This window comes from Streptomyces sp. (genome assembly GCF_036566765.1).
Classification (GTDB): domain Bacteria; phylum Actinomycetota; class Actinomycetes; order Streptomycetales; family Streptomycetaceae; genus Streptomyces.
This window is the reverse complement of record NZ_DATCVQ010000304.1, coordinates 1-2637: the sequence shown is the minus strand read 5'-3', so window position 1 is coordinate 2637 and position 2637 is coordinate 1. Positions and strand designations below refer to the sequence as shown.

The 2637-nt window shown below is 70.3% G+C and carries 6 protein-coding genes; 2 read left to right on the top strand and 4 right to left on the bottom strand.

Annotated elements, in window-relative coordinates; genetic code table 11:
- The coding region (locus tag VIU94_RS17505) for a peptidoglycan-binding domain-containing protein (RefSeq protein WP_331912534.1) at nucleotides 1-424 on the top strand (424 nt) is incomplete at its 5' end.
- Nucleotides 425-521: 97 nt separating this feature from the next.
- Nucleotides 522-878, top strand: coding sequence for a hypothetical protein (locus VIU94_RS17500; RefSeq protein WP_331912532.1), 357 nt, complete (start codon nucleotides 522-524; stop codon nucleotides 876-878).
- Between the two features lie 76 nt (nucleotides 879-954).
- On the opposite strand, the gene VIU94_RS17495 is transcribed toward VIU94_RS17500, so the two are convergent.
- From VIU94_RS17495 to VIU94_RS17480, 4 genes are all read right to left on the bottom strand, one after another.
- Nucleotides 955-1281, bottom strand: a complete 327-nt coding sequence (locus tag VIU94_RS17495) for a type II toxin-antitoxin system Phd/YefM family antitoxin (protein ID WP_331912530.1) — start codon at nucleotides 1279-1281, stop codon at nucleotides 955-957.
- Between the two features lie 9 nt (nucleotides 1282-1290).
- Nucleotides 1291-1668 (bottom strand): ParB N-terminal domain-containing protein, encoded by a 378-nt coding sequence (locus tag VIU94_RS17490; RefSeq protein WP_331912528.1) that lies wholly within the window; start codon nucleotides 1666-1668, stop codon nucleotides 1291-1293.
- 173 nt (nucleotides 1669-1841) lie between these two features.
- Nucleotides 1842-1985 carry a hypothetical protein gene (locus tag VIU94_RS17485; RefSeq protein ID WP_331912526.1) on the bottom strand — a complete coding sequence of 48 codons (144 nt, stop codon included), beginning with the start codon at nucleotides 1983-1985 and terminating at the stop codon, nucleotides 1842-1844.
- Nucleotides 1986-2292: 307 nt separating this feature from the next.
- The coding region (locus tag VIU94_RS17480; RefSeq protein WP_331912524.1) for a hypothetical protein at nucleotides 2293-2637 on the bottom strand (345 nt) is incomplete at its 5' end.

The window sequence follows — 2637 nt, the reverse complement described above, 5'->3', positions numbered from 1 at the left end:
GGCGTCGAGCTTCACCACGATCGGCGGCAACACCAGCGGCAGCCTGTCCGGCCGGTACTACAACGGCGACGGTGTCTACCGGAAGTCCGTCAGCCGGTCGTCGGAGCGGATCTACGGGTACGGCCGCCCCGCCTACTCGGGTGCCGCCGCGCCGTCGAAGCCGAAGCCGCCGGCCAAGCCCGCGGGCGGCGCTCCGAAGTGGCCGGGCCGGTACCTGACGCAGCCGCCGGTGATGCGCGGTGACGACGTGACGCTGTGGCAGCGGCAGATGCACGCGCGCGGCTGGGGTGTCGCGGTCGACGGCGCGTACGGGCCCGACAGCGAGAGCGTCTGCCGGGCCTTCCAGAAAGAGAAGGGCCTCACGGTCGACGGCGTCGTCGGCCCCAAGACATGGCAGACCGCCTGGTCCGCCCCGGTGACCTGACCTCCATCACTTCCCCATCCGGTGAAGTGATCTGACCTGCACGAACATCACATCCGGCGTCCGCCGAAGGTGATGACTCCACCCCCAAGGAGTGACCATGAAGATCTTCGGTTTCGAGCCGGCCGTCATCGCCTACGCGGTGAACGCGGCGGTCGCGCTGCTGGTGTCGTACGGCCTGGACATGTCGCAGGGCCAGGTGGAGGCGGTCGCCGTCATCACGACCGGTGTCCTCGCGGCGGTCGCGGCGTTCATGACGCGGCCGGTGGTGGTGTCGTCCATCACGGGCGCGGCGGCGACGGTGCTGGCTGCGGTCGCGGCGTTCGGGCTGGAGTTGTCGGCCGACCAGATCGGTGCGACGGTGACGGCGCTGTCCATCGTGCTGGCGTTGCTGCTGCGGCAGAACGTGTCCCCGGCGCCGGTGGTCGCTCCGGCGCGGCAGGTCGTGGAGCGGTAGGCCCCCGAGCCGCTCCGCGCGGACGCCCCGCCCCCCGGATCCGTCCGGGCGGCGGGGCGTTTCGTCGTGCCCGAGGTCAGTCGGTGGCGTGCCGGACGACGATCTCGGCGAACTCGTCGGAGTCGATGTCGTCCACAGGGACCGCGCCATGCCGCTCGACGATCTCCTCGGTGATGGCGTCCACGTCGTACTCGCCGTCGCTGGCGTCGGTGTAGGTGACGACCTGGTCGCGGAGGTCGCGGGAGGTGAAGGTGCTGGCCATGGCGTTCTCCTCGATGGGGACGATGCGGGCGATCGGCTTGGTGTAGTGCTCGATGACGACTTCGTTACCGGCGCGGACGTGGTCGAGGACGTCTCGCCAGTTGTCGCGGACCTCGCGGGACTTCATGCGCTTCTCGGTCACGATGGCTCCTCAGCGCAGGTCGATGCCGTAGGCAGTCTGAACGTCGGCGGGCAGTTCGGCGAGCAGCGTCTCCAAGACCTCGTCCAAGTCCAGGTCGGCGAGGTCGCTGTCGCGGCGCTCCCACAGGTCGATGTCGCAGGCGGCGAGCAGTTCCTCGACGTCAACACCGGGGACGGCGATCTCGGCCTCTTCGGCGGCGGCGAGGCGGTGCACGCCGGTGAGGGCCTGGACGTAGTCGCGGTGGACGACGAGAGGCGCGCCCTGCCAGCCGCGCGCGGCCATGTCCTTGGCGAGGTCGTCGGCCTTGTCGGGGTCGGTGACCTCGTGGCGCGGCGCGTAGCCGGCGACGTCGTCGATGAGAGGGAGGCCGAGGGGGTTCGTCGTCATGTCCCTAGAGTGGTACAACTGGTACCACATTTCAAGAGGATGGCCGCATCCTGCCAGTGACCCGCATTTGCGCAGGTAGTCTGTGGTGCGCCGGTGAGCGGGGAAGGCTCATCGGCAGCAAGCGACCCCCGTCCCTCCTCGTGAGGGGCGGGGGTCGTTTCGTGCTGCCTGGGTCAGTCGTCGGGGAAGGTGACGGTGTGCGTGCCGCTGCCGCCGCACGTGCCGCAGGTCCCCTTCTTGGTGAAGCCCTTGCCGCCGCAGGCGGGGCAATCTGCGGTGACCGTCTTATAGACGGTCGGGTCGAGGATCGTACGCATCGGGGGCCTCCATCATCTCGCGGTACGCTTCGCTGTCTCTGGGGATGGCGCCGCACTGCTGGCAATAGAAGGTGTCCTCACGTGCCCAGGTCTTGTCCGGCTGGTGCTTGCCGCCCATGAGGCACGGGGACGACTGGAGGCGCCGTCCCTCCTCGCTAAATCTCCACACGTTGCCGAGAGTAGCCTCCTCGTGTCGTCCTGTGTTGGTGGTCGCGGTCCCGGGTGCGCGCCTTCAACCCGGGACCGCGACGCAGGTGGGGGCGGCGGTGGGATAACGGGGGTCACCGGGCGTCCCGCCGCCCCCGGCTCATGACTCGGCCGACTCCGCCGCCTCGGACGCGAGCAGCCCGACGAGCTTGACCTCCGCACCGGTGATGTCCGCGGCCTCGGCGATCGGATCGCCCCAGTGCGTCCAGAACCATTCGCGGCCCTCGTCGGTCGGCCGCGGCTCGCAGGTCACCCGGACGGCCCGCGGCGGTGAGACCCCGGCGGGCGTCGCCACGGTGACGACGGGCGCGCCGATGTCCACGCTGTAGCGGCGGACGCCCATGCGCCGGGCGAGAACCGAGAGCTGCGGGTGGAGTTCCAGGCCGAGCAGCCGCGCGACTCGCAGGGCGACCTCGTCCACCTCGGCGATCGGCCCGAGCGGCAG